Genomic DNA, 2,774 nt, shown 5'->3' with positions numbered 1-2,774 from the left:
TCTGCCTGGCAGGTCAAAGCGACTACTCCCATTCGATGGTTGCAGGCGGCTTCGAGGTGATGTCATAGACGACGCGGTTGACGCCAGGCACCTCGTTGACGATGCGATTGGCGACGCGGGCCAGCAGATCATAGGGGAGGCGGGCCCAGTCCGCGGTCATAAAGTCCTCGGTAGTCACGGCGCGCAGCGCCACGACCTGAGCGTAGGTGCGGCCATCGCCCATCACTCCGACGCTGCGTACGGGAGTGAGCACGGCGAAGGCCTGGCTGACCTGACGATAGAGGCCGGCGCGGCGGAGTTCCTCGATGAGGATGGCGTCGGCGGCACGCAGGGTCTCCAGACGCTGCTCGTCGACAGCGCCGATGACGCGGATGGCCAGGCCCGGCCCGGGGAAGGGATGGCGCCAGACCCATTCTTCGGGAAGTCCCAGGGTCAGGCCAATCTCGCGGACCTCATCTTTGAAGAGCCAACGCAACGGCTCCACAAGCTGCAGCGTCATCTCTTCTGGCAGCCCACCGACGTTGTGATGGGTCTTGATGCGCGTAGCAGTACTGGCGGTATCGCGCCCCGCGCTCTCGATAACATCGGGGTAAAGCGTCCCCTGAACCAGAAAGCTGATCGGCCCCTGCTCCTGCGCCAGGCGGACAGCCTCCTCTTCGAAGACGCGAATGAACTCCTCGCCGATGATCTTACGCTTCTGCTCGGGATCGGTGATCCCTTCCAGGCGAGCCAGAAAGCGCCGGCGCGCGTCAACGGCGATCAGGGGAATATGCAAATGGCGGCTGAAGGTCTCCACGACCTGCTCAGGCTCGCCAGCTCGCATACAACCAGTGTCGACGAAGATACAGGTGAGACGCTCGCCGATGGCGCGGTGCACCAAGAGGGCCGCAACTGCAGAGTCGACGCCACCGGAGAGAGCACAGATAGCGCGTGCCTGGCCTACGCGGCTGCGAATCTGGGCCACGGTCTCATCGATAACTGAGCCAGGGGTCCAGTCGGCGCGACAATCGCAGACGCGGAAGAGAAAATTACGCAGGATCTCCCGCCCCTGCGGGGTATGGGTGACCTCTGGATGGAACTGCAAGCCGACAAGACCGCCAGGTCCGGCTATAGCCGCACAGGGATTGCTCTCGCTGCGCGCGAGTAGACTAAAGCCTGGCGGGAGCTGGTCAACGCTATCGCCGTGGCTCATCCAGACTTTGAGGCGGCGACCTTCTGAGGCAGTGCCTGCCTCCGATAGGCCGGCAAAGATTTCAGCGGCGCGTCCCTGGTCGCCAGCCACAGGCAACAGTTCTATGGTCGCCGGACCATACTCGCGCCGCCCCTGAGCCGGAGCGACGTGACCGCCAAGCTGATGCGCCAGGAGCTGCATGCCGTAACAGATGCCTAGCACAGGCAGGCCGCTCTGGAGGATGGCCGGATCACAGCGCGGTGCCTGGGCATCATAGACGCTGGCCGGTCCTCCCGAGAGGATGAACCCTTTGATCTCAAGATGAGCCTTCTCACGCTGCAGTTCCTCCAGGGTGGTTTCGGCTGGAACTAGCTCGCTGTAGACATGGTGTTCGCGGATGCGCCGCGCGATGAGGCGACTGTATTGGGAGCCAAAGTCAAGCACGATAATGGCCTGACGACGCGCGTGGCTGGACACGAGGCTATCTTCCTCCCCTTTTATGGCCTGAATCAATAAGACTTTCCCCACTTTATGAAGTAATACGTGTCTGTATTTTAACTCTTCACGCAACCTTATCGCTATCCCCAGAGGAGCCAGCCCGCGCCCCATCCGCCAGTCCGATCCAGCTCACAGCCTGGAAAGCGAAGAACCGGGGTCCGCTCGCCAACAAGGCGCGCCTCCCCGGTCCTTCGCCCTTCTCACCTGGTTGCCTGCCAAGGGCCGGCTGATTGTGTCGAGGGAACGCCGGTGCGCTATTGCTCAGTCAGGAGCGCGGCGCCGGCCCACCCGAGACGTAGATGATCTGCCCATTGACGAAACCGGCCTCTTCCGAGGCGAGGAAACAAATGACGTTGGCTACATCGCGCGGCTGCCCCACACGCCGCACGGGGATGCGTTTGGAGGCTTCGGCAATGACTTCCTCGGGGTCAAGGCCCTGGCGACGGGCGGAGGAACGGGTCATCTCGGTATCGATAAAACCAGGGGCAACGGCGTTGGTCGTGATCCCAAAGGGGCCTAGCTCGATGGCCAGCGTCCGAGTGAAGCCTTGCAGGCCCGCTTTGGCCGCCGAGTAGTTGGCCTGGCCACGATTGCCTAGGGCCGAGGTCGACGAGAGAGAAATAATGCGACCGTAGCGCTGCTGTACCATGTGCTTCTGCGCGGCCCGACTGCAGAGAAATGCCCCTTTGAGGTGGACGGCCATCACGGCGTCCCAGTCTTCTTCACTCATCTTGAAGAGAAGGTTGTCGCGAATGATCCCCGCGTTATTGACGAGGATGTCGAGCCGTCCGAACTGGCTGACGGTCTTTTCTACCGCCTCCTCAACCATAGCGCTGTTGGAGACGTCGCAAGACAGCACAAGGCTCTGTGCTCCCAGGCGCTCTAGCTCCTGCGCGACCTGCTGGCAGCCCTCTACGTCGATATCAACCAGGGCAACGCGCGCGCCCTCCTCGGCCATGCGCAGCGCTGTCGCCGCGCCGATTCCGCGTCCGGCACCGGTTACAAAGGCAACTCGTCCATCAAGTCGTCCCATCGTATACTCCTTTTCGCAATGTGGTGAAGGCGACGTTGATACAGGTTACATTAAGTATAGTATATCTTTAGC

General features: G+C 61.8%; 2 protein-coding genes. Both read right to left on the bottom strand.

Translation table 11 applies throughout. The features are described 5' to 3' along the window. Positions 1 to 22: 22 nt before the first annotated feature. Entirely contained in the window at positions 23 to 1,648 is a 1,626-nt protein-coding gene (gene guaA / locus IRZ24_RS19040) for a glutamine-hydrolyzing GMP synthase (protein WP_297167928.1), read from the bottom strand. Between the two features lie 286 nt (positions 1,649 to 1,934). Next, complete coding sequence (locus IRZ24_RS19035) at positions 1,935 to 2,702, bottom strand: SDR family NAD(P)-dependent oxidoreductase (protein WP_297167925.1); 768 nt, start codon at positions 2,700 to 2,702, stop codon at positions 1,935 to 1,937. Positions 2,703 to 2,774 lie beyond the last annotated feature (72 nt).

The organism is Thermogemmatispora sp. (genome assembly GCF_019683755.1).
In the GTDB taxonomy this organism is placed as follows: domain Bacteria; phylum Chloroflexota; class Ktedonobacteria; order Ktedonobacterales; family Ktedonobacteraceae; genus Thermogemmatispora.
The sequence above is the reverse complement of the archived record's forward strand: the minus strand, read 5'-3'. Positions and strand labels throughout refer to the sequence as shown.

Bases quoted from the DNA above. Each gene is read 5' to 3' on its own strand.
- IRZ24_RS19035 (WP_297167925.1), bottom strand. From the start codon at position 2,702: ATGGGACGACTTGATGGACGAGTTGCCTTTGTAACCGGTGCCGGACGC.